A 24,872-nucleotide genomic window follows, 5' to 3' on the forward strand; every position below is an offset into this window, starting at 1 on the left:
GAGTCATTCATGCCTGTTTCTGCGATTGCCGGCCTAACCATGCTGGTACTGGGCGAAAGTCATATGAGCTTTCCCGATTCGTTGCTCAACCCGCTGCAAGACAACCTGACCAAGCAAGGCGCGGTGGTTCATTCCATCGGTGCCTGCGGTGCTGGTGCGGCGGATTGGGTCGTACCGAAAAAAGTCGAGTGTGGCGGCGAGCGCCTGCCCACCGGCAAAGCGGTGATCTACGGCAAGAACGCCATGAGCACCACGCCGATCCAGGAACTGATCGCCAAGGACAAACCCGACGTTGTCGTGCTGATCATCGGCGACACCATGGGCTCGTACACCAACCCGGTGTTCCCCAAGGCCTGGGCCTGGAAAAGCGTGACCTCGCTGACCAAGGCGATCACCGACACCGGCACCAAGTGCGTGTGGGTCGGTCCGCCGTGGGGCAAGGTCGGTTCCCAGTACAAGAAGGACGACACCCGCACCAAGCTGATGTCGGCCTTCCTGGCCAGTAACGTGGCGCCGTGCACCTACATCGATTCGCTGACCTTCTCCAAGCCGGGCGAGTGGATCACCACTGACGGCCAGCACTTCACCATCGACGGCTACCAGAAATGGGCCAAGGCCATTGGTACGGCCCTGGGCGACCTGCCGCCATCGGCCTACGGTAAAGGAAGCAAATAATGAAACGCATGACCCTGGGCCTGGCGACCTTGCTCGCCAGTGTCAGCGCCTACAGCGCCGACATCCCGTTGTACCCCACCGGCCCGGAGCAAGACGCAGCGTTCCTGCGTTTTGCCAACGGCACTCCCGGTGAGTTGAAGCTGGTGGCGGACGGTTCCAAGGCCAGCCTGGTGTTGAGCGGGGATAAAGCCGTGTCGGCCTTCCTGCCGGTGGTGGGGGGTGACAAGCCGATCAAGGGCGTGTTGAGCCGCGACGGCAAAAACGTCGACCTGTCGGTGACCGTGGCCCCCGGCGAATTCGCCACCGTGGTCGCGTTGGTCGACGCCCAGGGCGCCACGCGCCAGTTGGTGGTGCGTGAGCAACCGGACGACTTCAACGCGCTCAAGGCTTCCCTGGCCTTTATCAACGCCGATGCTGCCTGCGCCGACGCCAGCCTGGAAGCCGTGGCCCAAAAGGCCGAGCTGTTCAAGAAGGTGGCCGAAGGTTCGTTGCAACGCCGCATGATCAACCCGCTGGAATTGTCGGTGCAGCTCAAGTGCGCCGGTGCTCCGGTGGGCCAGCCGCTGACGTTCACCCTCAAGGCGGGTGAGCGCTATAGCGTGCTGGCCGTCCCTTCGGCTGCAGGTTCGAAGTTGCTGTTCGCTTCCGACGCACTCGCTAACTGATCGGGCCCGACACCACCATGGTCTTTGCCTCACTCGAATTCCTCACGCTGTTCCTGCCGGCCTTCCTGTTGATCTATGCCCTGGCTCGTCCGAGCTGGCGCAACGTCATCCTGTTGATCGGCAGCTGGTTGTTCTACGGCTGGCTGAGCCCGTTGTTCCTGTTCCTGCACATGGTGTTGACCGTGGTGGCATGGGTCGGCGGCCTGCTGGTGGACCGTTCCCGTGAGGACGGCAAAGGCCGGGTGCGCCTGTTGATCGCGTTGATTGTGTTCAACACGGCGGTGCTGTGTTGGTACAAGTACGCCAACATCGTCGCCGGTACCGTGAGCGAGGTGATCACCTGGTACGGCGCCATGCCGTTGGATTGGCAGCGCGTGGCCTTGCCGGCCGGCTTGTCATTTATCGTGCTGCAGGCGATTTCCTACCTGGTGGACGTGCACCGTCATACGGTGCCGGTGGAACGCAGCTTCATCAATTACGCCACGTACATTTCGATGTTCGGCCACTCGATTGCAGGCCCGATCATCCGTTATGACTGGGTTCGCCGTGAGCTGAACCAGCGTTATTTCAACTGGCCGAATTTCTCCCTCGGTGCGCGGCGCTTCATGATCGGCATGGGCATGAAAGTGCTGGTGGCGGACACCTTGTCGCCGTTGGTGGACATTGCCTTCCACCTGGAAAACCCGAGCCTGGTGGATGCGTGGATCGGTTGCCTGGCCTATTCGCTGCAACTGTTCTTCGACTTCGCCGGCTACAGCGCCATGGCCATCGGCCTGGGCCTGATGCTGGGCTTTCACTTCCCGGAAAACTTCAACCGCCCGTACCTGGCCAGCAGCATCCAGGACTTCTGGCGTCGTTGGCACTTGTCGTTGTCCAGCTGGTTGCGCGACTACCTGTATATCGCCCTGGGCGGTAACCGCGACGGCGTGTGGCGTACCTATCGCAACCTGTTCCTGACCATGGCGATCGCCGGGTTGTGGCACGGCGGCGACAGTTGGAACTACCTGTTGTGGGGGGCGGCGCATGGTATCGCGCTGTGTGTGGATCGCGCCTGGTCGCGGTCGAGCCTGCCGCGCATTCCGCCGGTGCTGTCGCACATCCTGACGTTACTGTTTGTGTGCCTGGCCTGGACCTTGTTCCGCGCGCCGGACTTCCATTCGGCACTGACCATGTACGCCGGCCAGTTCGGTATGCATGGCGTGGCCTTGGGTGACGCCATGGCCGTGGCCATGCGCCCGGCCCACGGCATGGCGGCGTTGCTGGGCCTGGTCTGCATCATTGCGCCGATCTGGCAGGTGCGTTGCGAGCAGCGTTTCGGTACCCAGCCCTGGTTTGTGGTGGCCGCTTCGTTGTGGCCGGTGGCCGGGTTTGTGTTGTCGTTCGCGCTGATCGCCAGCCGCGACGCCGTACCGTTTCTGTACTTTCAGTTCTAAGGACGCCCGACCATGCCCGCTCCTACCGCGCCGACTCCTCCGAGCGACTTGGCTGTTCGCACCAGCCCCCTGGCGGCCTGGGTGCTGGTGCCCTTCCTGGCGGCGGGGCTGCTGTCCTGCGCCTGGCTGATGGTGAAGGGGCCGATCAGCTTCTTGCCTGCCAAGGTCGACAGCGACATGCTGCTGCACGGTGAGTTGACCCACCGTTTCGCCAAGGAACTGGCCAAGGCGCCGATGGCGATCCAGGCGGCCAACCTGGAACGTGGCGCAAGCTGGCTGGCGTTCGGCGACACCGGCCCACGCGTGCGGCCGGGTTGCCCGGGCTGGCTGTTTATCAGCGATGAACTGCGCATCAACCGCCACGCCCAAGCCAACGCACAGACCAAGGCCCAGGCCGTGATCGACCTGCAGCGGCAACTGGGTGAAAAAGGTATCGAGCTGCAAGTGGTGGTGGTACCGGACAAGAGCCGCATTGCGGTTGCCCAGCTGTGTGGCGTGTACCGACCGGCAGTGCTCAACAGCCGGATTCAGGACTGGACGGCCACTTTGCAGGCCGCTGGCGTGTCCGCGCTGGACCTCACCGATACCTTAAGACCCCTCGGGCCCGAGGCATACCTGCGCACCGACACCCACTGGAGCGAAATCGGCTCCAACGCCGGCGCCCAGGCGCTGGCAAAACGCATCCAGCAACGTGAGATCAAGGCTACGCCCGAGCAAACCTTTGAGATCACCCAGGCACCGCTTGCCGTGCGCCCCGGTGATCTGGTGCGCCTGGCCGGTCTCGACTGGTTACCGCCGAAGTTGCAGCCCCCGGGGGAATCGGTCGCGGCCAGCTCCGCCCACGAAGCGGGTGGCGCCACCAGCAACACTGATGACCTGTTCGGCGACGCCGGGTTGCCCAATGTGGCACTGATCGGGACTTCGTTCTCGCGCAATTCCAACTTTGTCGGCTTCCTGCAGAAAGCCCTGAACGCTCCCGTGGGCAATTTCAGCAAGGACGGCGGCGAGTTCTCCGGCGCAGCCAAGGCGTACTTCGACAGCCCGGCGTTCAAGCAAACCCCGCCGAAGTTGTTGATTTGGGAAATTCCAGAGCGGGATCTGCAGACTCCCTACGACACGATCAGTATTGGTCGGTAATTTGACGCCTTGCCGTTTATCTAAAAAATAGACGGCTTATCCATCAAAATAATGACACTTTTGTGCGCTTGAAGCAGACTGCCTGTACAAGGGCGACCATAAGAAGACCTGCGGTAAGCAGTCGTATCAGCTGACCTTTTCACGTCTTTAAGCTTCGCCGTGAGGAGGGTGCGCTATGAGCTTTACCGACGGTCTTCTTGCTCTGCTTGGCAAAGATGTCAGCCGTGACCCCCGTGGCCTGAATTCGCGACTGCACTTTTTTGGCAGCATTCCCGTGGAGGATGGCACCCCCTTTCCCCCTCAGGATTCCACTGTACAGTCCGCGCTGATGGAGAAGGCCGAGCGGCGCCCTTGCGTGGTGGCGCTGGTGTCGGTCAACGGAGGCGTGGGGCGCAGCACCCTGGCCACCCTGTTGAGCAGTGGTTTGCAGCGCCTGGGCGAATCGGTGGTGGCGGTGGACCTGGACCCGCAAAACGCCTTGCGCCGTCACTTCGGTGTCGCTCCGACCTCACCGGGCATCGGCCTCGCCAGCCTGCAGAATGCGCATTGGAAACACATCCAGCAGCCTGGTTTTGTCGGCAGCCGCGTCATTACCTTTGGCGACACCGATATCCAGCAGCAGGACACCCTGCAGCGCTGGCTGAAACATGAACCGTACTGGCTGGCGCAGCGGCTGCACGCCTTGGGCCTGGACGCCCGCCACACGGTGATCCTCGATACCCCCGCCGGTAACAGCGTCTATTTCCACCAAGCCGTGAGCGTGGCGGATGTGGTGCTGGTGATCGCCCAGGCCGACGCGGCGTCCCTGGGAACCCTGGACCAACTCGATGGGCTGCTGGCGCCGCACCTTGGGCGCGACCGGGCGCCGCACGTTCACTACGTGCTTAACCAGTTGGATGAGGACAGCGCCTTCAGCTTGGATATGGTTGAGGCATTCCGGCAGCGCCTGGGGACGAAAGAGCCGTTTGAGGTGCATCACGACGTAGGGATCAGCGAAGCCCTGGCGTTCGGTGCCGACCCGCTGGACAGCCAGGCGTTGAGCCTGGCCGGTGACGATATCAATGAGCTTTGCCGCCTGCTGATTGCCCGCAAAAAGCAACTGTAAATGCCGGTTTATGTCCTTGACGCCAGATGCTTATGCACAATTGGTTGTTTGGGCTGTCGCGAAATGATCAGGTTGTGGAGCCATTCTCATCACCCCGCAACTGACTGTTTTACGTGTGTTTTATTCTGTGAACAAAAAATGAACAACGTGGCTTTTTGCCTGTAGCGCAGATGACCACAGGCCTTGTAACGATTCCATCAACAGAGTTATCCACAGGCTGGGGTGCGACAATTCTGCCCCTTAATCGCGCTCGGCAAGCACCATCAAGTTGCGTGGTGTCAGTGCGGTTTCGCAGAAGCTGCCCACCTCGACCCTGTAGCCACGTTCGGCCAGAAACAGTGCCCGATCCAGGACCAGCCACAGCTCAAGTGGGCGCCGAAACAGCCCACGCAGCAACTCCAGGTTCCTGACCTCGGCCAAACGTCGCCAGCCGTGCGCCTCCAGCGCCGCCCAATCCTGTTCACCTGTGGATAACCCTTTGAGGCTGGCCAACGCCTGGCAGTAGTCGGCGAAGGGTTTGTCCAGCCAACCGGCGGGCAGGGACGGTGTGGGCAGGTACTCATCGCAGTGGCGTAACTGGCGTTGTAACTGATCGAAACCCAGACGGCGGGCCATTGAGGTGTCCCGCTGCAGCCGCACGCGTTTGCCGGCCGTGACGGTTTCGCTGAGGGGCAGGCCAAGGTCGTCGACCGACAGCTGCAAGGTGGAAGCACGGCCCGCTTCGGACAGCGGTTGGTAGGCGCTCGCGTGGATGCGGTTGTAGCAGCACGGCGCTACGGCCAGTTGCTTGCAGCCGGCGGCACTGGCCAGTTGCAGCAGGCGCACATGCAGGTCGCCGCAGGCATGCAGGGCGACGGGGGTGTGCTCGGGGTCAAGGGCCACGTCTGCCATGACATCTTGCAGGCGATGGGTGACGGGCAGGCCGTGGTGGTCGCTCAAGGCCTGGCCTGCCGCGATCAGCGCCGGGTCGTATTCCAGGCAGGTCAGTTGCTGGCCGGTGTGCAGCAGGCGGCGGCCGAGGTGGCCCTTGCCGGCGCACCAGTCCAGCCAATGCCGGGGTGTTTGCGCAAACTGCAGCGCGGCGCCGAAGGCTTCGATTTGCTGCCACTTGCGCCCGGGTACGTCGACATTCAGGCGGCGCGCCGCGGGTTGCAGGGGCTGCGTCGGTAACTTATCCACAGCACTGAGGCGCAATGCTTCGCGGGCCAGTGAGGGAAAAGGCGCCGGCGCGGGTAGGGTGTGGGGATGGTTATGACTGGTTTCCGCGTCGGACAACGAGCGTTGGCGCAGCCATCGGGCCAGTTGCGGATGCTCGGTTTCCCAAGGCAGCTGCCGATGAACAAAGGGCCGTGGTCGCCACAGCCCTTGGTGCTCGATCAGAAACGCATCCAGCGCCTTGAAGCGGGCTTCAACGTCCCTGGCAGGCATCGACGCGCAGCCAGCGTTCCAGCAGCCTGAAGCCGCGTACCAGCAGGAAGGAGATCAGCAGGTAGAACACGCCGGCGGTGAAGAACATCTCCACCGTCAGGTAGTTGCGCGCGATGATCGTCCTGGCCATGCCGGTCAGTTCCAGCAGGGTCACGGTGCTCGCCAGCGAGCTGGCCTTGAGCATCAGGATCACTTCGTTGCTGTACGCCGGCAATCCGATGCGCGCGGCCCGGGGCAGGACGATGTAGAACAGCGTCTTGGGCCTGGACATGCCCAGCGCACGGGCGGCTTCGATTTCCCCAGGCGGAATGGCCTGGATGGCACCCCGCAGGATCTCGGCGATGTAAGCGGCGGTGTGCAGCGTCATGGTGGCGGTGGCACACCAGAACGGGTCGCGCAGGTACTTCCACATGAAGCTTGAGCGGATGCTGTCGAATTGGGCCAGGCCGTAATAGACCAGGAACAACTGCACCAGCAGCGGCGTGCCGCGAAAGAAAAAGATGTAGGCGTAGGGCAGGGCGCGCACAGACAGGTGCCTGGACGAGCGCGCGATACCCAGGGGGATGGCCAGGATCAGGCCGAGGATCACTGCGATGCTCACCAGCTCCAGGGTCAGGATGGCGCCCTGGATAAACTTCGGCAGCCACTTGATGATGACTTCCCATTCCATTACGTCGTCCTCACGAAGCCGCGGGCGGCGCGTTGTTCCAGGAAGTGCATGGCCACCATCGACAGCGACGTCAGGCCCAGGTAGATGAACGCGGCGACCATATAGAAGGTGAAAGGCTGTTTGGTGACGGTCACGGCGATCTGCGCATGGCGCATGATTTCTTCGAGGCCGATGACCGTGACCAGCGCGGTATCTTTCATCAGGATCAGGAACAGATTGCCCAGGCCCGGCAGGGCGATGCGCCACATCTGCGGCATGATCAACCGGGTAAAGATACGAAACTTCGACAGGCCCAGCGCCACACCCGCTTCGCGGTGGCCCTTGGGAATGGAGATGATCGCTCCACGCAGCACTTCCGTGGCGTAGGCGCCGAAACACAGGCCCAGGGCGATCACGCCTGCGGCAAAGGCGCTGAGGGACAGGTCGGGAATGTCGAGCAGCTCACCCAGTGAGCGCATGGCGTTGATCGTGCCGAAGTAAATCAGCAGCACCCACAGCAGCTCCGGCACACCGCGAACGATTGTCGAGTAAGTACCGCCCAGCCATTGCAACGGCTTGTACGGGGAAGTCTTGGCCAGGGCACCGGCGAGGCCGAGTACCAGCCCCAGGCATAACGCCGTGAGGGCCAGTTTGACGGTCATCAGCGCGCCGGCAGCGAGCGCCGGGCCGAATCCGTAGAGATCGAAATTCATGGTGTCTTCATATCGCGGCAGGCATTGCTGAAAGCCGGCGCGCTCAAGTGAGCGCGCCGGGCAGGCCGTTCAGGTCATTCGATGCTGAACGGGAAGTACTTGTCGTTGATCTTCTTGTAGGTGCCGTCTGCCTTGATCTCTGCCAGGGCTTTGTTCAGGCGCTCGCGCAGCGGGTCGCCCTTGCGTACGGCGATACCGATCTTGTCGCTCTCGACAACCGGGTCGCCCTTGAACTCGTAGGCCGAACCGTCTTTGCTCTTGAGCCATTCGTACTGCACGTACTTGTCGGCGAGGATCCCGTCGAGGCGGCCGGACGTCAGGTCAAGGTAGGCGTTTTCCTGGGTGTCGTAGAGCTTGGCTTCGGTGTCAGGCAGCTCGTCTTCCAGGTAGGTACCGGCCAGCGTCGCGCGTTGGGCGCCGATGACCTTGCCCTTCAGGTAGGCGGCGTCGGTCTTGAAGTCTGCGGTGGCCTTGGGCGCGATGAACTGCAGCTTGTTGGAGTAGTACGGGTCGGTGAAGTCGACGGCTTGCTTGCGCTCGTCGGTGATCGACAGCGAGGACACCAGGAAGTCGAATTTCTTGGCATTCAGGGCCGGGATGATGCCGTCCCAGTCGGACACGTACACGTCGCACTTCTCGACTTTCATCTTGGCGCACAGGGCGTCGCCGATGTCTTTGTCGAAGCCGACCACTTGGCCGCTGGCGTCTTTATTGTTGAACGGCGGGTAGGCCGCTTCGATCCCCATGGTCAAGGTTTCTGCCATGGCCGTGGCGCTGAACGCCATCGAGACGGCCGCGGCCAGAAGGAATTTTTTATAGTTCTGCATGCATGTTGCTCCGTTAGCGGTTGCTGGACATGAATTGTTTGCAGCGCGCCGAAAGCGGGTTTTCAAACACCTGCTGTGGCGATCCTTGCTCTTCGATCAGGCCCTGGTGGAGGAACACCACTTCACTGGACACCTGACGGGCGAAGCCCATTTCGTGAGTGACCAGCAGCATGGTGCGGCCTTCTTCGGCCAGCGCGCGGATCACATTAAGTACTTCCTGGACCATTTCCGGGTCAAGGGCTGAAGTGGGTTCGTCGAACAGGATGACCTTGGGCTGCATCGCCAGGGTGCGCGCGATGGCGGCCCGTTGTTGCTGGCCGCCGGACAATTGCGCGGGGTAGGCATGGCGCTTGTCGGCGATACCGACCTTGTCCAGCAGGGCTTCGGCCACTTCTATGGCCTCGGCCTTGCTCTGGCCGAGCACACGGCGAGGGGCCTCGATGATGTTGTCGAGGATGCTCATGTGCGGCCACAGGTTAAAGTTTTGAAACACAAAACCGATTTCGCTGCGCAGGCGGTTGATCTGCTTGCCGTCGGCGGCCTGCAGCTCGCCGTTTTTCGCGGCCTTGAGCTTGAGTTCTTCGCCGGCCACGAGGATCTGGCCCTGGTGCGGGTTTTCCAGCAGGTTGATGCAGCGCAGGAACGTGGACTTGCCGGAACCGGAGGAACCCAGGATCGAGATCACATCGCCGTCGCGAGCGGTCAGCGAGATACCTTTGAGTACCTCCAGCTCACCATAGCGTTTATGCAAGTTGCGGATTTCAAGCGCGGGCGTGGCCTCGGCCATGTGGGGTCCTCATTGTGTTCATTGCGATCTTCGCTGTTGGGCCGCCTTCCTGGCGAGGCGCCAAGCTAGCATAGCGTCCTGATGGCGGCCAACAGCGCGGCGGGCGGTAAACGGGCGGTGTGCGGCAGGGTGTCGCATCGGCACAGCAGGGTGTCGCGCCATCAACAACCGAACAACCGTTTTAACCCGTGAATCCGCAGGCTTCGCGTGAAAAAGGGCGCGATGGTGCCAGCTTTGGCCGGGTGTTGGAAGGGTTAAACGGGCAAACGGTAGCTATCGGCCCTTTTATGGCGCGCTGCGTACTTTTCGTGTGTGGTTTTGGTGCACTTGTTCGTCTTGAAAGTGAGTCGCACGGTAACGCTATAGCGGAATGCCATTGTTCTCAATGACTTGCGATGACTGGTGAATCGTCCTGCAGGCCGCGTCAATCGCGGTTTTGTAACATTTTGGCGCAAATCTTGCGTAAAAAATAAAGAACGCCCTGTTGGTTTCTTTTCACGAGGAAGAGCCCAGGCCGGGCGGACCGTTTTCGCAATTCCTCGCAAAGGTGTGTCAATGAGTAGTACGCAAAGCTCCAATGACCTCGAACAGGGGCTCAAACCGCGTCACGTCACCATGCTGTCGATTGCCGGCGTCATTGGTGCCGGTTTGTTTGTCGGCTCCGGCCACGCGATTGCTGCCGCCGGCCCTGCGGTCCTGCTGGCGTATGCCGCAGCGGGTACGCTGGTGGTCTTGGTGATGCGCATGCTGGCCGAAATGGCCGTGGCGTCGCCGGACACCGGTTCGTTCTCCACCTACGCCGACCGTGCGATCGGTCACTGGGCCGGCTTTACCATCGGCTGGCTGTACTGGTGGTTCTGGGTGCTGGTGATTCCATTGGAAGCCAACGCCGCCGCGACCATTCTCCACGCCTGGTTCCCGGATGTGGCCATCTGGGCCTTCACGCTGGTCATCACGTTGCTGCTGACGGCGACCAACCTGTTCAGCGTGAAGAACTACGGTGAGTTTGAGTTCTGGTTCGCGTTGATCAAGGTCGTGGCGATCGTGGGCTTTGTGATCCTCGGCCTGGCGGCAATTTTCGGCTTCCTGCCGACCAGCCAGGTCAGCGGCGTTTCCCACCTCTTTGACACCCAAGGCTTTATGCCCAACGGCATGGGCGCGGTATTGGCCGCGATCCTGACCACCATGTTCTCCTTCATGGGCACCGAGATCGTCACCATCGCCGCCGCTGAATCGAAGAACCCAGGCCAGCAAATCACCAAGGCCACCAACTCGGTGATCTGGCGGATTGGCTTGTTCTACCTGTTGTCGATCTTCATCGTCGTGTCCCTGGTGCCTTGGAATGATCCGACCCTGGCGGCGGTAGGTTCCTACCAGACCGTGCTGGAACGCATGGGTATCCCGAACGCCAAGCTGATCGTCGACCTGGTGGTCCTGGTTGCCGTGACCAGCTGCCTGAACTCGGCGCTGTACACCGCTTCGCGCATGCTGTTCTCCCTGGGCCGTCGCGGCGATGCACCGGCCGTGGCCAAGCGCACCAACAAGAGCGGCACGCCTTACTGGGCGGTATTGCTGTCCACCGGCGCGGCGTTCCTGGCGGTATTTGCCAACTACGTGGCGCCGGCAGCGGTGTTCGAATTCCTGCTGGCCAGCTCCGGCGCCATCGCGCTGCTGGTGTACCTGGTGATTGCGGTGTCGCAACTGCGCATGCGCCAGAAGCGCATGGCGGCGGGCGAGAAAATTGTCTTCAAGATGTGGCTGTTCCCAGGCCTGACTTACGCGGTGATGGTATTCATCGTCGGCACATTGACCATCATGCTGTTCCAGGAAGCGCATCGGGTCGAGATCATCGCGACTGGGGTCTTGAGCTTGCTGGTAGTGGCGGCGGGGTTGATTGTGTCCAGCCGTCGCAAGGCGCAGAGAGTGGGCGCTGCGGTGCTGAATTGATGTGATGGAATGCGGTGCTTGATTGCGCCGCAGTTCAAATGTGGGAGGGGGCATGCCCCCTCCCACATTTGGTTTTAGTTGGTGAGGGCCTCGGATGCGGCGACGTAATCCGCCTGGAACTGCGGCGATTCGATCCACGCCAGTGCGGCGGCTTCATCGTCGCTGTCGGTGGCCCACTGCCGATACTCGATCAGTGCCGCCAGGATAAAGTCGGTGGCTTCTTCTTCGCCTTCCTGCTCCAGCACCAGGGCGAGCAGCGGGTGGGCCAGGAATACCGCGCAGAGGGCCTGCTGGCTGGTCTCGCCGGCGGTGCGCATCTCCACGAACAGCTCGGTCAAATCCACTGACTCAAGGTCAATGCGGTCGTCATCGCCGGCAAACGCATCCGGCTTGCTCGCGACGGCGCGCTGGGTGCGGTTCTGCTTGGCCTTGGCCTTGGCCCGGTGGGCACGTTTTTGCTGCTTGTTCGGCGAGGCCATGGGCTCACGTCCTTGGGTCAGGATCTGGGTGGGGTATTGAAGCGCAGGTTGAGGGAAATCCCAAGGGTATCCGCCGTTAATTGACCGTGTTGCAGCCAGGCCAGTGCAATCGGCCACAATCGATCCTGATACTCCCTGCGAAAGAACGCGAAATGTCCGACCTGTTTTTCGCCGATGTCTTCCGGGGCGATGCGCAGATGGGTGCGCTCGCTGCCGTCGAAGTAACCCAGCAACCGCTCAATCGCCGCCACAGTGCCGAAGGGGTCATCGGTGATGCTGATCGCCAGCACCTGCGCCTTTACGCGACTGAATGGCAAGTCCGCCAGGGCCCGCCCGCTGGGCCGCGTCTCATACCTGGGCGTTGGCGTGCTCCAGTCGCGCACCACGCCTGCCGGCGTATCCTCCAGCCAACCCAGGCGCTTGCCGGGGAAATACCCGCAGAATGCCGTGACCACCGGCATGACCACATGCCATTTGGCAAACATCTCCCAGCGCCCGGCGGCGGCGTAATCGCGCCAGTAGGCGAACTGCGCGCCCACGGTCACGATTCGCCGGATCACCGCGCCGGATGCGCCCAGCCCTGCCGCACAGCCACCAAAACTGTGGCCGACCACATCAATCGGCTGGCCTGGAAACTCCCGCTGTGCCCGCAGCAGGATCGCTTCGAAATCCAGCGTACCCCAATCCGACCACGACGCCTTGAACCCACGCAACGAACCGCTGCGGGACTCGCCGATGCCGCGATAGTCGTAGGTGATCACGTCAAAGCCGTTGGCGAACAGGTAGTCGGCGAAACGTGAGTAGTGGCGGCAACGCACGGAGGTGGCGGCGTTGATGATGACGACCGGGCGTTCGCGGTCGGTGCGCGGGTGGCGCCAGGTGAAGCCGCCGAGGGGATGGCCGTCTGCGGCGGATTCCTTGAAGGATTCGCTTTGGCTATTTCTGGGTGTAGTTGCAATTTTTACTACTGAAGAGGCGTCATTCAAATTCATCGTTTCGAAGCCCCTGCCTGGATTATTATTTTTTAGTAACAGTTAGCCAGTTTGCCAGCACTTGTCTGCCCTTTGATTGGGTCATTAACCTTCGGCGCTCGCAAAGCGTGCAGAGCCCCGGCGAAAGCCATACATCCGAGAGAAACGACAGCAAACCATGGACAGATTAGACTGGCAGGCACCTATTCCGGAGGTCTCCATGAGCATCCCACGTTCTCCCATCGTTTCAGAGTTTGAAACTGAAGAGCAGGCTGCCAGCTACGACCGTTGGTTTCGTGCCAAGGTACAGGCTTCCATTGATGATCCTCGCCCAAGCATTCCACATGATGAGGCAATGGCCGAAGTCGAGAGGATGCTGGAAGAGAGGCGCAAGGCTCGTCGTGCTGCTCGTTAAATGGCGACCTGAGGCTATCGTCGCCTTGACCGAAATTATTGATTACATCGAGCAGTACAATGCCGCTTCCGCCGCTTCGTTGCACCGTACGATTGTGGAGGCCGCTGAGGGTTTGTCGTCAATGCCATACGGATTCAGGCAAGGGCGCTTGTCCGGCACTCGTGAAATGGTTGTTCATCCAAACTATCTGGTCGTCTATCGCGTTATGGAACAGGTCGAGATCCTGACCGTATTGCATACACGCCAAGAATATCCTTCAGAGGCGACCGGCCCGCTGCACTCGACCTCGCGCCAGTAGACGCATAGGCTTGCACCTCTGCGATCCACCAGAGCGTTTTCATGACCCGCGACACCCTCGAACACCACCAGATCCCCGTCTACTTCGCCGCTGTCCTCCTGGCTGCCGCTTTCGGTGTGTTCGCGCCTTCGTTGGCCCAGAGCCTTGGCGCGCTGGCCACGCCCGCCATCGCGGTGTTGATGTATGCGATGTTCCTGCAAATTCCTTTTCTGGACCTGCGCCAGGGCTTGGGCCACAAGCGCTTTCTGTCGGCGCTGCTGCTGGCCAATTTCATCCTCGTGCCGTTGCTGGTCTGGGCCTTGACCCGTGGCCTGGTGGAGCGCCCTGCCTTGCTGGTGGGCGCATTGCTGGTGTTGCTGACGCCGTGTGTCGACTATGTGGTGGTGTTTACCCATATCGGTAAAGGCGACTCGCGCTTGATGCTGGCGGCGACGCCGGTGCTGTTGTTGCTGCAGTTGCTGCTGTTGCCGGTGTACCTGGGGTTGATGCTGGGGGCGCAGTCCGGGGTGGTGGTGCAGGCGGGGCCGTTTATCGAGGCGTTCCTGTTGTTGATCGTGCTGCCCATGGGGCTGGCGGTGATCACCACATTCCTGGCGCGGCGCTCATCGGGCGTCAGTGCGTGGAGCGACGCCTGGGCGTGGTTGCCGGTGCCGGCGATGGCGCTGGTGTTGGTGGTGGTGATCGGTTCGCAAATCACTTCGGTGGTGCGTGACATTAACCTGTTGCTGCCGGTGATCCCGGTGTACGTGGCGTTCCTGTTGCTGGCGCCGGTGATCGGGGCGTTGGCTGCGAGGCTGTTCGCGCTGCCGGCGGCGACGGCACGGGCGGTGACGTTCAGCGCATCGACGCGTAACTCATTGGTGGTGTTGCCGCTGGCCCTGGCGTTGCCAGAAGGCGTGCGCGGCGTGGCGGCGACGGCGGTGATCCTGCAAACCCTGGTCGAGTTGGTGGGCGAGTTGATCTACGTGCGCCTGATCCCGAGGCTGGTGTGGCCTGCAGGTCGGTGAAACGTGAATGTTCAGGTTTGTTCAGGTGCTATTAGGGATACGTTCGGCACCCTAGGTCGGCGTTCCCTACCTGACAGGCCAACCCATGGATCACTGCAACCGTTTCCGCCTGGAGTCCCTGGGCATTTTCCTGTTCGCGCTGTTGCTGTTCACGCTGGGTATCTGGGACCAGCAACCCCAGGGCTTTGACGGGCGCTGGGCGCTGTTCCTGCAGGAAATGTTTCGCCATGGCGCGAGTCTTTTCCCCACCACCTATGGGCAGCCTTATGCGGACTACCCTGGTACCGCGACCTTCTTCAGTTACGTATTTGCCCGGCTGTTCGGTGCGCCCAACCACTTGGCCAATGTGCTGCCCACTGCCCTTGCATCCGCCGGGGTCGTAGCCTTGATCTATCGCTTGCTGGTCCCGGCGAGTCGCCCGTGGGCGTTGCTCACGGTGCTGCTGACGTTGCTCACCACCCAATTGCTCGAGAAGTCCCGCTCGGTATGCCTGGACCAGATGGTGGCGTTGCTGTGTGTCGGCAGTTTCTACCTGCTGCACAGTGGTGAGCGCCTGGGCTCACGGCTCAGGCAACTTGCGGTGTTCCCGCTGTTCATCCTGGGTTTCGCGATACGCGGCCCGCTGGGCTTGATCGAAGTCTGCGGCGTGGTGTGCGTGTATTGGGCGCTGGGCAGTCCTGGACGACGGGTCAGGCAGGTGTTGATCCACGGCATCGTCGGCCTGGTGTTGCTGGCGGCCTGTTGGTGGCTGTTGGTGAAGCTGGCGCGCATCAGCGGCGGCGATGGGTTTGCCGATGAAGTGTTCAAGATGCAAGTGGGCGGGCGCCTTGATGAAAGCGGCGAGCCGTTCTATTTCTACTTCCAGCTGAGCCTGTACCGTTACTTCCCCGTGGTGCCGCTGGCGTTGGTCACATTGGTTGCGCTGCGTCATCGTTGGGCGCAGCGGTTTGATGATCCGGTGCAATTGGTGGTGCGGCTCGGTGCCTGTGGGTTGATGATCCTGCTTGGCTTGTCGGTGCCGCATTTCAAGCGTGCCTATTACATCCTGCCCATGGTGCCGATGTTTGCGGCTGTCGCGGCCTATGGGCTGCTTCAGGCGCAAGGCTGGCTCTCGGGCGTGCGCAGGGGCTATGAGTGGCTTGTCGCGGCGCTGCCGGCGCTGTGCGTGGTTGCCGTGTTTGTCTGTCGGCATGGGTGGCAGAAGCACGGTTACTGGCCTAACGTTTCGTTGCCGCTACTGATTGCTGTCCTGTTGGTGCTGCAAGTGGCGGCGCTGGGTGTCTGGCGACGGCCGCAGCGACTGGTGTGGCTCAGCCTCGTTGCATTGGCGGCGCAATGGCTGGTGTTGGTGGCTGTCGTGGAGCCGGCCAAGGATTTGCAGTTCGATACCCGGAGATTCGTGGGGCAGGTGGAGGCGCTTCGCGTGAAGCAGCCGGGTACCTTGGTGTTTCTCAATCTGGGGCGTGATACCTGGGCCGTGCGCTACATGATGAACCTGGACCACGACGAGCAGCCCGTGTTTATCGCGGGTAACGAGGTTGGACGGCTGGATGCTTTGCCCCGTCCTGCCTGGGTGATCGTGGCACGCAAGGAAACGGCGCTGTTGCCGGGAACGCCCCTGGATCGCCTGCAGCCGAGCCTAGAGGGGCGATTGAACGACAACCCGCTGGTGGTGTTTTTGCTGAAGTGACCTGGCACCTTGCTGTATGTTTGCCGATCGAGTGACCGGTCGGTCAAATTGGCTGTGCCGTTTTTTGAACTTGCCGTATTGGAAGCACAGGGATATGACGAAAAAGGACTTTAAGCGGCCCGTCAGTGGCTACGTAATTGAGCGCTCGCGAATCGGAAGGCTGAGCATTGGCTTTGATGGCGGTTGCAGCTATCCGGCGATGATCAATGTGTTGAGGGCGGTCTTCGAGCGTTACGGGCGCCTGGTACGCTTTGGCGAGCAGCTGTCAGCCCAGGGCTGGCTGGATCGGGTGGAAGAGCGCGGTTTTGAGATATCCGATCAGGAGCGGGTGGCAGTGTTCACATTGATGTCGGATCGCAGCTAACTGAAATCCCCTGGGACGATGCTCGATCGCCCCAGGCGGCATCTATAAATCCCGGACAACAAAAAGCCCGCACTGGGCGGGCTTCTTGTGGGCTTTCGGGTGGTTTTTGCACCACCTGAAACTAATTAGTGGTGCCCAGAGACGGAATCGAACCGCCGACACGGGGATTTTCAATCCCCTGCTCTACCGACTGAGCTATCTGGGCAACGGGGCGCATTAAACGGGTTTTTCAGGGGGTCGTCAAGCAAGTTTTCAAAAAAAATTTAATTATTACCGTCGCTTACGTGCCGACCCCGATTTTTGATCAATTATTGAGCAGGCGGCACGTAGCCGTCAGCCTTGGCGTAATCCTCGCCGGAAAAGAACTTGTCCATTTCGCCTGACAGGTATTTACGGTCTTCGGCGTTCATCATGTTCAGGCGTTTTTCATTGATCAGCAGCGTCTGGTGTTTCAGCCAGTCGCCCCATGCCTGGGCGGAGATATGATCGAAAATGTCCTGGCCCTTCGCACCTGGGTACGGAGGGCGTTCCAGGCCTGGCAATTCTTCGTTGTACTTGCGGCACATTACGGTGCGGGTCATGACGACTCTCCTGCGTTCAATACATCGGCCGCGCGTTTCAGCAGTTTCTTTACCGGGGCGGCAAGGCCCAGGCGCGGCGGGGTGGCGAGGTTATACCAGAGCCAGTCGGCCTCGGCCACGTGATGGGCGGATTCCTCGACCTGGACCAGCCAGGGTTCGATGGCCAGCTGGAAGTGGCTGAAGGTGTGGATCAGCCCCGGCAGTGCCTGATGCTTGCCCAGTTCGAGTGCGTGCTGGTTGGCCAGGTGTTCGAGGTCTTGCAGGTCGTCCAGTTCGGGCAGGCTCCACAAGCCGCCCCACAGGCCGGTGGAAGGGCGACGGTAAAGCAGGATAGCGCCTTCGGCATTGGCCAGCATCGGCATCAGCGTGCGCTTCTGCGGGATGCTCTTGCGCGGCTTGGGGATCGGGTAGCGTGTCTCCAGGCCGAGCAGGTGGGCTTCGCAGCCTTTTTCCAGCGGGCACAGCAGGCAACTGGGCTTGCTGCGGGTGCAGAGGGTGGCGCCCATGTCCATCATCGCCTGGGTGTAGGCGTTGACACGGTCATGGGGTGTGAAGCGCTCCGCGGTGGCCCACAGCTGCTTGGCCACCTTGGGTTCGCCGGGGTAGCCCTCTTGTGCGGTGAAGCGCGCCAGCACGCGTTTGACGTTGCCGTCGAGGATCGGCGCGCGCAGGCCCATGCTCAGGCTGGCAATCGCGCCGGCGGTGGACAGGCCGATGCCGGGCAACTCGGTGAGTTTTTCCACATCCCTGGGAAACTCGCCGCCGTACTCGGCCACGATGATTTTCGCGGTCTTTTGCAGGTTGCGCGCCCGAGTGTAATAACCCAGGCCGGTCCACAGGTGCAGCACTTCGTCCTCCGGCGCGGCGGCCAGGGCTTCGACCGTTGGCAGGGAGGCCATGAAGCGGTCGAAGTAATTGAGCACCGTGCTGACCTGGGTCTGCTGCAGCATTATCTCCGAAACCCACACCCGGTAAGGCGTGATGCCCTGCTGCCAGGGCAGGTCATGGCGGCCGTGGCGGTCGTACCAGTCCAGCACCGCCGTTGAAAACTGCTCGTTTTTCATCGTTTGAACAGGCCTTTCAAAGCATCTTTGAGCTGCGGATTGACCTTGTCGAGCTTCTCTTCCAGCTTCTCGCTGAGCTTGTTGCCGGCCGCCTTGATCGCGACCTGGCTCAGGCCGTCCTTGTCCAGGCGGCAGGCCTTGGCGCCGAGCTCCAGCGGGCCACGGCAGCGCAGCGGCACTTCGATGCCCTGGAAGTTGGCGCCGACTTCGCAGGCCGGGTCCGGTACTTCGCGCTGGTCGCCTTCGACGATGATGCCGACGCGGTAATCCATGCCCAGTACGCGCAGGTCGACGTCACCGTTGCCATTGACCGCCAGCCCGGGGATGCGCACTTTCAGGTCGGGGTTGTTGGCGACGCCGTTACGGAAGGTCAGGTTGCCCTTCAACTCCTGGAACGGTGTGTCCTTGCCGCGTTGTTCGCCGCTCAAGGTCTTGCGGTTGAGCAGGGCGATACCGGTGCACAGTTGCTGCTCGAGGTTGGCGTTGAGCAGCACGCCGTTGTTGATCACAAAGCTGGCGGTACCGTTGAGGCTGTCGATCAGGGCTTTCTGGCTGTTGCCGCGGCCGCTGAGGTTGCTGTCGAGGGTGACCTGGCCTTTCACCGGCGGCGTTTGCCCCTGGGCCTGCAGGATGCGTTCGACCGGCACCTGCCTGATCCGGCTTTGCAGGGCCAGCAGCGGAATGTCCTGGCGCACGTCCAGGCTGCCATTGGCCTGGAAGGTGCCGTTGTAGAGCCCGCCGCTCAGAGTGTCGAGCTTGAGTTGGCCGTCGACGCCGGACGCTTTCAGCACGGCATTCTGGATCGGCAATTTACTCAGGGTCAGTTGGCCGAAGGCGAGGTCGGCATTCACATCCAGCTTGCGCAGGTGGGCCAATGGCAGCAGTTTGTCCGTGCTCCAGGCGCCTTTGGTCGGTGCTTCCGGCAGTGGCGTGGTGCCCCCGGCCGCCATGGCGCCGGCTTCGCTGTTCTGCACTTCGGCCTGGCGGGCGGCGGTCGCGCCCTTGGCGGATTCGGACTTGGCCGGCAGGTAGTTGTCGGCGTTGAAGGTATCGCCCTTGAGCTGCACGCGCAGCGCCTGCTTGGCAAAGTCGTCCACGGCGATACGACCGGTAAAGGTGCTGCCATCGAGTTTCAGGTTCAGGTCTTCCAGCGCCAGGCTGGTCGGCGTGCCCTTGAGGCGGCTGACCAGCTCGACCTTGCTCAGGCTGCCCTCGGCCATGGGCGGCAGCGGGTTGCCGACGCTGTCGAGGAACTTGGCCAGGTCAAACTGGGCGATGGACAGCGCGCCGCTGAGCTGCGGGGTCTTGTCCAGGTCGTTGACCTTCAGCTCGCCCAGGGCGCGCAACTGGTTGGCCGCGAGCTTCAGGTTGGTCCATTCGGCGATATTGGCCGCCTGGTCCACCAGTAGCTGGCCCTGGGTGGAGAAGGTCACGGTCTTGCCTTGCAGCGGCTCGCCAGTGGCTTCGCCGGTGACTTTCATGTCTTCGAACTGGTAGCGCTTGAGCGCGCGTTCGATACGCAGGTTGCCGTTGAGCTCGGTCTTGACGCGCATCACCGGCTGATTGCTGCCGAAGAAGGCGGTGAGTTTCACCGGGATACTCGCACCTTCGTGCACGGCGCCGGTGCTCAGCTGGATACTTTCGGCGCTGAATTGCTTGCCGGTCTGTTCATCGTTGTATTCGACGCGGGCGTTGTTGACCGTCAGGCTGTCGATATCCAGGCGGATCGGCTTGGACGGTTTTTCTGCTTCGGGCTCGGCAGGCGCTTGCGCTGGCGCGGGGGTTCCGGCAGTTGCCACCGGCGCGTTCTTGCCGATGTCTTCCCAGTTGCCATGGCCCTGCTTGTCGCGGTTGAGGCGCAGGTTCAGGCCTTCGACCCGCACATCGCTCATCTGCACCTCGCGACGCAGCAGCGGCAGGACGCGCACCGACAGGCCAAGCATTTGCAGGTCGGCGAAGGGTTGGGTCGGCGTGGTCAGGGTCGCCACGCTGGCTTCGTGCAGTTCAAGGCCGAGCCAGGGGAACAGGCTCCAGCCGATATCGCCATTGAGCGTCAGCTCGATGTGGGCCTTGTCGCGGGCAATCTGGCGAATCTCGTCTTTATAGTCGTTGGGATCGAAGAGATGGGTCAGGGCAAAGCCCAGAGCCACAATGATCAGCAACAGCCCGAGAAGTACCAGACCCAGGATTTTGCCGAACGCTTTCATGGGCGAGTCCTTGTATGTCGATTTCAAAATTTAGCCGCAGAGTATAACGCCCGACGGCCTGCGTCAGGTCACCGATCGTTACATTGTATCCATAGGGGTGAAAACGGGTTTTTGACGCCAATAAAACCGAAAAATCGCAAAAAGATGATGTCATTTTGGTTTTTCTGTCACTCGCTAATGCTAATCTTCAGCCGTTCGTTCGCCTTCTGCGACTTATCGTCGCGCCAAAATGGAGCTTCACTCTACAAAAACGGCCACGCTTTGCGTGCAAGGCCGAGGGAGAGAGCGCCTGACGAACGCATACTAATAACTGGGGGATACATCAATGAGCAGCAGCACTGTGGCGGGCACTACCGCCCCACAGCCTGCGTTCCTGTCCAAGGAGCGCATTATCGCCAAGCCCGGCTTCAACCGCTGGCTGGTTCCACCGGCCGCCCTGGCCATCCACCTGTGCATCGGCATGGCCTACGGCTTCTCGGTGTTCTGGTTGCCGTTGTCCAAGGCGCTGGGTATCACCAAGCCTGTCGCCTGTGCACCGGACATGAGCTTTATCGCCCAGGTCTTCTCATCCCAATGCGACTGGCCCATCTCCATGCTGGGCTGGATCTACACCCTGTTCTTCATCTTCCTGGGCTGCTCGGCAGCGATCTGGGGTGGCTGGCTGGAACATGCCGGGCCGCGCAAGGCCGGTGTTGTGTCGGCGTTGTGCTGGTGCGGCGGCCTGCTGATCTCGGCGCTGGGTATCTATACCCACCAGATCTGGCTGATGTGGATCGGCTCCGGGGTCATTGGCGGTATCGGCCTGGGCCTGGGCTATATCTCGCCCGTATCGACCCTGATCAAGTGGTTCCCGGACAAGCGCGGCATGGCCACCGGCATGGCGATCATGGGCTTCGGCGGCGGCGCAATGGTGGGCGCCCCGCTGGCTGCTGCGCTGATGGGGCACTTTGCTTCGCCGACCAGCGTAGGCGTATGGCAGAGTTTCCTGGTCATGGCTGCGATCTACTTCGTGTTCATGATCGGCGGCGCGCTGTCCTACCGCGTTCCACCCACTGGCTGGAAGCCTGAGGGCTGGACCGCACCGGCGAAAAAAGCCAGTAACGCGATGATCACCCACCGTCACGTGCACGTGAATGTGGCGTGGAAAACCCCGCAGTTCCGCCTGGTATGGCTGGTGCTGTGCCTGAACGTGTCGGCCGGTATCGGTATCCTCGGCATGGCTTCGCCGCTGCTGCAGGAAGTGTTCGGTGGCAAGCTGCTGGGTGTCGATGTGCCGTTTGGCCAACTGGATGCCGGGCAATTGGCGTCGATTGCCGCCATCGCTGCGGGCTTCACCGGCCTGCTGAGCCTGTTCAACATCGGTGGCCGGTTCTTCTGGGCGTCGTTCTCCGACTACCTGGGGCGTAAAAACACCTACTTCGTGTTCTTCGCCCTGGGCTTTGCCCTGTATGCGCTGATCCCGAACCTGGGGCACCTGGGCAACGTGGCGCTGTTCGTGGCGGCGTTCTGCATCATCCTGTCGATGTACGGCGGTGGCTTTGCGACCGTCCCGGCCTACCTGGCCGACCTGTTCGGTACCCAGATGGTCGGCGCGATCCACGGTCGCCTGCTGACCGCCTGGGCAGCGGCGGGCGTGCTGGGCCCGGTGCTGGTGAACTACCTGCGTGAGTATCAACTGAGCATCGGCGTTGAACGCGCTGCAGCCTATGACATCACCTTGTACATCCTCGCCGGCCTGCTGGTGCTGGGCTTTATCTGCAACATGCTGGTCCGCCCGGTGGCCGACAAGTACTTCATGACCGACGCGGAACTGGCCGCCGAGCAGGCGCTGGGCCATGACAAGGGTGCCGATGCCAGCACTTCCCTGGAGTGGAAAGCGGCGCCCGGCACCGTGCCGTTGGCGATCGCGGCCTGGCTGGTGGTGGGTATTCCGTTGGCGTGGGGTGTGTGGGTGACCCTGCAGAAGACGGCGGTACTGTTCCACTAAGTTGAATACAAGCGGGCGCACCATCCTGGAGCGCCCGCTTGTGTATACATGTCTATCCCGACATTCCCCGCCTCAACTCGTCAGTCTTATCCCCTTCGATGTTTCTGTTTAGCGCCCGCGCCCCTATAATGGCTGCCTTTTTCGCCCAATGATTTTGCGGAGCTGGTGATGGCCGAACGTAAGGCGTCCGTCGAGCGCGACACTCTGGAAACCCAGATCAAAGCCTCGATCAACCTGGATGGCACCGGAAAGGCCCGATTTGATATCGGTGTACCTTTTCTTGAGCACATGCTGGACCAGATCGCCCGTCACGGGCTGATCGACCTGGATATCGTCAGCAAGGGCGACCTGCATATCGACGACCACCACACGGTGGAAGACGTAGGCATCACCCTCGGCCAGGCGTTTGCCAAGGCCATCGGCGACAAAAAAGGCATCCGTCGCTACGGTCACGCCTATGTCCCGCTGGACGAAGCGCTGTCGCGTGTGGTCATCGACTTCTCCGGCCGCCCAGGCCTGCAGATGCACGTGCCATACACCCGCGCCACCGTGGGCGGCTTCGACGTCGACCTGTTCCAGGAATTCTTCCAGGGCTTCGTCAACCACGCACTTGTCAGCCTGCACATCGACAACCTGCGCGGCACCAACACCCACCACCAGATCGAAACCGTGTTCAAGGCTTTCGGCCGCGCGCTGCGCATGGCCGTGGAGCTGGATGAGCGCATGGCCGGGCAGATGCCCTCGACCAAGGGCGTCTTGTAATGCAGACGGTCGCGGTTATCGATTACGGCATGGGCAACCTGCATTCGGTGGCCAAGGCCCTCGAACACGTAGGGGCCGGCAAGGTGCTGATCACCAGCGATGCCAGCGTGATTCGCGAAGCCGACCGCGTGGTGTTCCCCGGTGTGGGGGCGATCCGCGATTGCATGGCGGAGATCCGTCGCCTGGGCTTTGACAGCCTGGTGCGCGAAGTCAGCCAGGATCGTCCGTTCCTCGGCATCTGCGTGGGCATGCAAGCCTTGCTCGATCGCAGTGAAGAGAACGACGGCGTCGACTGCATCGGCCTGTTCCCCGGCCAGGTGAAGTTCTTCGGCAAGGACCTGCACGAAGACGGCGCCCACCTGAAAGTCCCGCACATGGGCTGGAACGAAGTCAGCCAGGCGGTGGATCACCCGCTGTGGCACGACATCCCGGACATGGCGCGCTTCTACTTCGTGCACAGCTACTACATCGCCGCCGGTAAACCGCGCCAGGTGGTGGGTGGTGGGCACTACGGCGTCGACTTCGCCGCAGCGTTGGCCGAAGGTTCGCGTTTTGCCGTGCAGTTCCACCCGGAGAAGAGCCATACCCATGGCCTGCAATTGCTGCAGAACTTCGCCGCCTGGGATGGGCGCTGGTAAATGGCCAGGAAGCCGAAGCTGCCGATCTTGACCCTCACGCCGGAGCAGGAAAGTGAGGCTACCCTCAAGATCAAGCGCTTCATGGAAGACCGCTTCGAGCTCAAGCTGGGCTCGTTCGAGGTCGCCGAGATTCTTGAGCTGTTCACCACCGAAGTGGCTCCGCACTATTACAACAGGGCGATTTTCGATACGCAGACGCTCCTTAAAGAAAGGTTCGAAAGCATCGAAAGCGACCTGTGGTCGCTTGAGAAACCCTGATTTCCCAAGCATTGCTGAATATCGAATAAGGTTTGCCAGATGCTGATTATCCCCGCTATCGATCTCAAGGACGGCGCCTGCGTCCGTCTGCGCCAAGGCCGTATGGAAGATTCCACCGTGTTCTCCGATGATCCGGTGAGCATGGCTGCCAAATGGGTGGAAGGGGGCTGCCGGCGTCTGCATCTGGTGGACTTGAACGGCGCCTTCGAAGGCCAGCCGGTCAACGGCGAGGTGGTCACCGCGATCGCCAGGCGCTACCCGAACCTGCCGATCCAGATCGGCGGCGGTATCCGCTCCCTGGAAACCATCGAGCATTACGTCAAGGCTGGCGTGAGCTACGTGATCATCGGCACCAAGGCCGTGAAAGACCCGGCCTTCGTCGCCGAAGCCTGCCGCGCGTTCCCGGGCAAAGTGATCGTGGGCCTGGACGCTAAAGATGGTTTCGTCGCCACCGACGGCTGGGCTGAAATCAGCACCGTGCAAGTCATCGACCTGGCCAGGCAGTTCGAAGCCGACGGCGTGTCCGCCATCGTTTATACCGACATCGCCAAAGACGGCATGATGCAGGGCTGCAACGTGCCGTTCACCGCGGCGCTGGCGGCGGCGACGAAGATTCCGGTGATCGCTTCCGGCGGCATTCACAACCTGGGCGACATCAAGTCGCTGCTGGACGCCAAGGCCCCCGGCATCATCGGCGCCATCACCGGCCGCGCGATCTACGAAGGTACCCTGGACGTCGCCGAAGCCCAGGCTTACTGCGATGCCTACAACGGCTGAGGACTGAC

General features: G+C 61.6%; 26 protein-coding genes and 1 tRNA gene. 16 read left to right on the plus strand and 11 right to left on the minus strand.

What is annotated here, in order from left to right; all coding sequences use genetic code 11:
* Nucleotides 1-9: 9 nt before the first annotated feature.
* From J1N02_RS15095 to bcsQ, 5 genes are all read left to right on the plus strand, one after another.
* On the plus strand, nt 10-675 hold the full coding sequence (locus tag J1N02_RS15095) for an SGNH/GDSL hydrolase family protein (RefSeq protein WP_027605099.1): 666 nt from the start codon (nt 10-12) through the stop codon (nt 673-675).
* Complete coding sequence (locus J1N02_RS15100; RefSeq protein WP_098480544.1) at nt 675-1,340, plus strand: DUF4397 domain-containing protein; 666 nt, start codon at nt 675-677, stop codon at nt 1,338-1,340. The genes J1N02_RS15095 and J1N02_RS15100 overlap by 1 nt, the downstream gene beginning before the upstream one ends.
* A 17-nt stretch (nt 1,341-1,357) precedes the next feature.
* Nucleotides 1,358-2,773 (plus strand): MBOAT family O-acyltransferase, encoded by a 1,416-nt coding sequence (locus tag J1N02_RS15105; RefSeq protein WP_027605097.1) that lies wholly within the window; start codon nt 1,358-1,360, stop codon nt 2,771-2,773.
* 12 nt (nt 2,774-2,785) lie between these two features.
* Entirely contained in the window at nt 2,786-3,910 is a 1,125-nt protein-coding gene (locus J1N02_RS15110) for an alginate O-acetyltransferase AlgX-related protein (protein ID WP_421147460.1), read from the plus strand.
* Nucleotides 3,911-4,085: 175 nt separating this feature from the next.
* The gene (bcsQ, locus tag J1N02_RS15115; RefSeq protein WP_027605095.1) at nt 4,086-5,015 is read left to right on the plus strand and encodes a cellulose biosynthesis protein BcsQ; all 930 of its coding nucleotides are present in this window, start codon (nt 4,086-4,088) and stop codon (nt 5,013-5,015) included.
* A 240-nt stretch (nt 5,016-5,255) separates the two neighbouring features.
* Here the strand turns inward: bcsQ and J1N02_RS15120 are convergent, their stop codons facing one another.
* From J1N02_RS15120 to J1N02_RS15140, 5 genes are all read right to left on the minus strand, one after another.
* Nucleotides 5,256-6,443 (minus strand): methyltransferase, encoded by a 1,188-nt coding sequence (locus J1N02_RS15120; protein WP_421147461.1) that lies wholly within the window; start codon nt 6,441-6,443, stop codon nt 5,256-5,258.
* The gene (locus J1N02_RS15125) at nt 6,424-7,113 is read right to left on the minus strand and encodes an ABC transporter permease (RefSeq protein WP_315871229.1); all 690 of its coding nucleotides are present in this window, start codon (nt 7,111-7,113) and stop codon (nt 6,424-6,426) included. Before J1N02_RS15125 ends, J1N02_RS15120 begins: the two co-directional genes overlap by 20 nt.
* Entirely contained in the window at nt 7,113-7,805 is a 693-nt protein-coding gene (locus J1N02_RS15130; RefSeq protein WP_027605092.1) for an ABC transporter permease, read from the minus strand. Before J1N02_RS15130 ends, J1N02_RS15125 begins: the two co-directional genes overlap by 1 nt.
* A 74-nt stretch (nt 7,806-7,879) precedes the next feature.
* On the minus strand, nt 7,880-8,632 hold the full coding sequence (locus J1N02_RS15135) for an ABC transporter substrate-binding protein (protein ID WP_027605091.1): 753 nt from the start codon (nt 8,630-8,632) through the stop codon (nt 7,880-7,882).
* A 13-nt stretch (nt 8,633-8,645) separates the two neighbouring features.
* Nucleotides 8,646-9,419: an ABC transporter ATP-binding protein gene (locus tag J1N02_RS15140; protein ID WP_027605090.1), complete on the minus strand. Its 774-nt coding sequence runs from the start codon at nt 9,417-9,419 to the stop codon at nt 8,646-8,648.
* A gap of 555 nt (nt 9,420-9,974) precedes the next feature.
* Between J1N02_RS15140 and gabP the strand changes: the two genes are divergently transcribed.
* Nucleotides 9,975-11,366: a GABA permease gene (gene gabP / locus J1N02_RS15145; RefSeq protein WP_027605089.1), complete on the plus strand. Its 1,392-nt coding sequence runs from the start codon at nt 9,975-9,977 to the stop codon at nt 11,364-11,366.
* A 74-nt stretch (nt 11,367-11,440) separates the two neighbouring features.
* Here gabP and J1N02_RS15150 read toward each other — a convergent pair whose 3' ends face one another.
* The gene (locus J1N02_RS15150) at nt 11,441-11,845 is read right to left on the minus strand and encodes a hypothetical protein (RefSeq protein WP_027605088.1); all 405 of its coding nucleotides are present in this window, start codon (nt 11,843-11,845) and stop codon (nt 11,441-11,443) included.
* A 17-nt stretch (nt 11,846-11,862) separates the two neighbouring features.
* The gene (locus J1N02_RS15155; RefSeq protein WP_421147462.1) at nt 11,863-12,837 is read right to left on the minus strand and encodes an alpha/beta fold hydrolase; all 975 of its coding nucleotides are present in this window, start codon (nt 12,835-12,837) and stop codon (nt 11,863-11,865) included.
* Between the two features lie 199 nt (nt 12,838-13,036).
* Here J1N02_RS15155 and J1N02_RS15160 point away from each other — a divergent pair, with 199 nt between their 5' ends.
* From J1N02_RS15160 to J1N02_RS15180, 5 genes are all read left to right on the plus strand, one after another.
* The gene (locus tag J1N02_RS15160; protein ID WP_081744416.1) at nt 13,037-13,231 is read left to right on the plus strand and encodes a stability determinant; all 195 of its coding nucleotides are present in this window, start codon (nt 13,037-13,039) and stop codon (nt 13,229-13,231) included.
* Complete coding sequence (locus J1N02_RS15165; RefSeq protein WP_051429336.1) at nt 13,221-13,529, plus strand: type II toxin-antitoxin system RelE/ParE family toxin; 309 nt, start codon at nt 13,221-13,223, stop codon at nt 13,527-13,529. The genes J1N02_RS15160 and J1N02_RS15165 overlap by 11 nt, the downstream gene beginning before the upstream one ends.
* A gap of 41 nt (nt 13,530-13,570) precedes the next feature.
* Nucleotides 13,571-14,536, plus strand: a complete 966-nt coding sequence (locus tag J1N02_RS15170; RefSeq protein ID WP_098480540.1) for an arsenic resistance protein — start codon at nt 13,571-13,573, stop codon at nt 14,534-14,536.
* Between the two features lie 85 nt (nt 14,537-14,621).
* Nucleotides 14,622-16,226 (plus strand): ArnT family glycosyltransferase, encoded by a 1,605-nt coding sequence (locus tag J1N02_RS15175; protein WP_027605085.1) that lies wholly within the window; start codon nt 14,622-14,624, stop codon nt 16,224-16,226.
* Between the two features lie 94 nt (nt 16,227-16,320).
* The gene (locus tag J1N02_RS15180; protein ID WP_027605084.1) at nt 16,321-16,590 is read left to right on the plus strand and encodes a hypothetical protein; all 270 of its coding nucleotides are present in this window, start codon (nt 16,321-16,323) and stop codon (nt 16,588-16,590) included.
* Between the two features lie 129 nt (nt 16,591-16,719).
* On the opposite strand, the gene J1N02_RS15185 is transcribed toward J1N02_RS15180, so the two are convergent.
* The 4 genes from J1N02_RS15185 to J1N02_RS15200 form a co-directional block, all read right to left on the minus strand.
* Nucleotides 16,720-16,795, minus strand: a tRNA-Phe gene (locus J1N02_RS15185).
* Nucleotides 16,796-16,898: 103 nt separating this feature from the next.
* On the minus strand, nt 16,899-17,171 hold the full coding sequence (locus J1N02_RS15190; RefSeq protein WP_027605083.1) for an oxidative damage protection protein: 273 nt from the start codon (nt 17,169-17,171) through the stop codon (nt 16,899-16,901).
* Entirely contained in the window at nt 17,168-18,235 is a 1,068-nt protein-coding gene (gene mutY, locus J1N02_RS15195) for an A/G-specific adenine glycosylase (RefSeq protein ID WP_027605082.1), read from the minus strand. Before mutY ends, J1N02_RS15190 begins: the two co-directional genes overlap by 4 nt.
* Nucleotides 18,232-20,442 (minus strand): AsmA family protein, encoded by a 2,211-nt coding sequence (locus J1N02_RS15200; RefSeq protein ID WP_405126281.1) that lies wholly within the window; start codon nt 20,440-20,442, stop codon nt 18,232-18,234. The genes mutY and J1N02_RS15200 overlap by 4 nt, the downstream gene beginning before the upstream one ends.
* 325 nt (nt 20,443-20,767) lie before the next feature.
* Between J1N02_RS15200 and J1N02_RS15205 the strand changes: the two genes are divergently transcribed.
* The 5 genes from J1N02_RS15205 (at nt 20,768) to hisA (ending at nt 24,864) form a co-directional block, all read left to right on the plus strand.
* On the plus strand, nt 20,768-22,429 hold the full coding sequence (locus tag J1N02_RS15205; RefSeq protein WP_027605080.1) for an OFA family MFS transporter: 1,662 nt from the start codon (nt 20,768-20,770) through the stop codon (nt 22,427-22,429).
* Nucleotides 22,430-22,597: 168 nt separating this feature from the next.
* Nucleotides 22,598-23,191 (plus strand): imidazoleglycerol-phosphate dehydratase HisB, encoded by a 594-nt coding sequence (gene hisB, locus J1N02_RS15210; RefSeq protein WP_017849940.1) that lies wholly within the window; start codon nt 22,598-22,600, stop codon nt 23,189-23,191.
* Nucleotides 23,191-23,829, plus strand: a complete 639-nt coding sequence (hisH, locus tag J1N02_RS15215; RefSeq protein ID WP_065925756.1) for an imidazole glycerol phosphate synthase subunit HisH — start codon at nt 23,191-23,193, stop codon at nt 23,827-23,829. Before hisB ends, hisH begins: the two co-directional genes overlap by 1 nt.
* Complete coding sequence (locus J1N02_RS15220) at nt 23,830-24,087, plus strand: DUF2164 domain-containing protein (protein WP_027605078.1); 258 nt, start codon at nt 23,830-23,832, stop codon at nt 24,085-24,087.
* 39 nt (nt 24,088-24,126) lie between these two features.
* Entirely contained in the window at nt 24,127-24,864 is a 738-nt protein-coding gene (hisA, locus tag J1N02_RS15225) for a 1-(5-phosphoribosyl)-5-[(5-phosphoribosylamino)methylideneamino]imidazole-4-carboxamide isomerase (protein ID WP_027605077.1), read from the plus strand.
* The last annotated feature ends 8 nt before the right edge of the window (nt 24,865-24,872 follow it).

It is taken from the genome of Pseudomonas sp. NFX5, assembly GCF_049132125.1.
Taxonomy (GTDB): domain Bacteria; phylum Pseudomonadota; class Gammaproteobacteria; order Pseudomonadales; family Pseudomonadaceae; genus Aquipseudomonas; species Aquipseudomonas marginalis.

Excerpts from the sequence above, each read along its gene's own strand:
- J1N02_RS15220 (WP_027605078.1), top strand. The coding sequence starts at position 23,830 with ATGGCCAGGAAGCCGAAGCTGCCGATCTTGACCCTCACGCCGGAGCAG.
- J1N02_RS15100 (WP_098480544.1), top strand. The coding sequence starts at position 675 with ATGAAACGCATGACCCTGGGCCTGGCGACCTTGCTCGCCAGTGTCAGC.
- J1N02_RS15170 (WP_098480540.1), top strand. The coding sequence starts at position 13,571 with ATGACCCGCGACACCCTCGAACACCACCAGATCCCCGTCTACTTCGCC.
- J1N02_RS15140 (WP_027605090.1), bottom strand. The coding sequence starts at position 9,419 with ATGGCCGAGGCCACGCCCGCGCTTGAAATCCGCAACTTGCATAAACGC.
- J1N02_RS15110 (WP_421147460.1), top strand. The coding sequence starts at position 2,786 with ATGCCCGCTCCTACCGCGCCGACTCCTCCGAGCGACTTGGCTGTTCGC.
- bcsQ (WP_027605095.1), top strand. The coding sequence starts at position 4,086 with ATGAGCTTTACCGACGGTCTTCTTGCTCTGCTTGGCAAAGATGTCAGC.
- J1N02_RS15155 (WP_421147462.1), bottom strand. The coding sequence starts at position 12,837 with ATGAATTTGAATGACGCCTCTTCAGTAGTAAAAATTGCAACTACACCC.
- J1N02_RS15175 (WP_027605085.1), top strand. The coding sequence starts at position 14,622 with ATGGATCACTGCAACCGTTTCCGCCTGGAGTCCCTGGGCATTTTCCTG.
- J1N02_RS15130 (WP_027605092.1), bottom strand. The coding sequence starts at position 7,805 with ATGAATTTCGATCTCTACGGATTCGGCCCGGCGCTCGCTGCCGGCGCG.
- J1N02_RS15180 (WP_027605084.1), top strand. The coding sequence starts at position 16,321 with ATGACGAAAAAGGACTTTAAGCGGCCCGTCAGTGGCTACGTAATTGAG.
- J1N02_RS15150 (WP_027605088.1), bottom strand. The coding sequence starts at position 11,845 with ATGGCCTCGCCGAACAAGCAGCAAAAACGTGCCCACCGGGCCAAGGCC.
- J1N02_RS15205 (WP_027605080.1), top strand. The coding sequence starts at position 20,768 with ATGAGCAGCAGCACTGTGGCGGGCACTACCGCCCCACAGCCTGCGTTC.
- J1N02_RS15160 (WP_081744416.1), top strand. The coding sequence starts at position 13,037 with ATGAGCATCCCACGTTCTCCCATCGTTTCAGAGTTTGAAACTGAAGAG.
- J1N02_RS15190 (WP_027605083.1), bottom strand. The coding sequence starts at position 17,171 with ATGACCCGCACCGTAATGTGCCGCAAGTACAACGAAGAATTGCCAGGC.
- J1N02_RS15135 (WP_027605091.1), bottom strand. The coding sequence starts at position 8,632 with ATGCAGAACTATAAAAAATTCCTTCTGGCCGCGGCCGTCTCGATGGCG.
- J1N02_RS15120 (WP_421147461.1), bottom strand. The coding sequence starts at position 6,443 with ATGCCTGCCAGGGACGTTGAAGCCCGCTTCAAGGCGCTGGATGCGTTT.
- mutY (WP_027605082.1), bottom strand. The coding sequence starts at position 18,235 with ATGAAAAACGAGCAGTTTTCAACGGCGGTGCTGGACTGGTACGACCGC.
- gabP (WP_027605089.1), top strand. The coding sequence starts at position 9,975 with ATGAGTAGTACGCAAAGCTCCAATGACCTCGAACAGGGGCTCAAACCG.
- hisA (WP_027605077.1), top strand. The coding sequence starts at position 24,127 with ATGCTGATTATCCCCGCTATCGATCTCAAGGACGGCGCCTGCGTCCGT.
- J1N02_RS15095 (WP_027605099.1), top strand. The coding sequence starts at position 10 with ATGCCTGTTTCTGCGATTGCCGGCCTAACCATGCTGGTACTGGGCGAA.
- J1N02_RS15200 (WP_405126281.1), bottom strand. The coding sequence starts at position 20,442 with ATGAAAGCGTTCGGCAAAATCCTGGGTCTGGTACTTCTCGGGCTGTTG.
- J1N02_RS15125 (WP_315871229.1), bottom strand. The coding sequence starts at position 7,113 with ATGGAATGGGAAGTCATCATCAAGTGGCTGCCGAAGTTTATCCAGGGC.
- hisH (WP_065925756.1), top strand. The coding sequence starts at position 23,191 with ATGCAGACGGTCGCGGTTATCGATTACGGCATGGGCAACCTGCATTCG.
- hisB (WP_017849940.1), top strand. The coding sequence starts at position 22,598 with ATGGCCGAACGTAAGGCGTCCGTCGAGCGCGACACTCTGGAAACCCAG.
- J1N02_RS15105 (WP_027605097.1), top strand. The coding sequence starts at position 1,358 with ATGGTCTTTGCCTCACTCGAATTCCTCACGCTGTTCCTGCCGGCCTTC.